The 218-nt window shown below is 62.4% G+C and carries 1 pseudogene; it reads left to right on the top strand.

Annotated elements, in window-relative coordinates:
- Window positions 1–218: pseudogene (locus BST12_RS30395) on the top strand (sugar ABC transporter substrate-binding protein); the annotation flags it as partial.

Genomic DNA, 218 nt, shown 5'->3' with positions numbered 1-218 from the left:
CCGCCCTTGTGCTGGTGGCGATCCTGCTGGGTGTGACGGCGGTGCTATTGGGGCTCTCCGCCGAACCGCGTGGCGGAAAGATCGTCGTAACGGTGCGACTCTGGGACGAGCCGATTGCTGCGGCGTATCGACAGTCGTTTGCGGCATTCACCCGCAGCCATCCCGATATCGAGGTGCGCACCAATCTGGTGGCCTATTCGACCTACTTCGAAACCCTG

The organism is Mycobacterium angelicum (assembly GCF_002086155.1).
Taxonomy (GTDB): Bacteria; Actinomycetota; Actinomycetes; order Mycobacteriales; family Mycobacteriaceae; genus Mycobacterium; species Mycobacterium angelicum.
The sequence above is the reverse complement of the archived record's forward strand: the minus strand, read 5'-3'. Positions and strand labels throughout refer to the sequence as shown.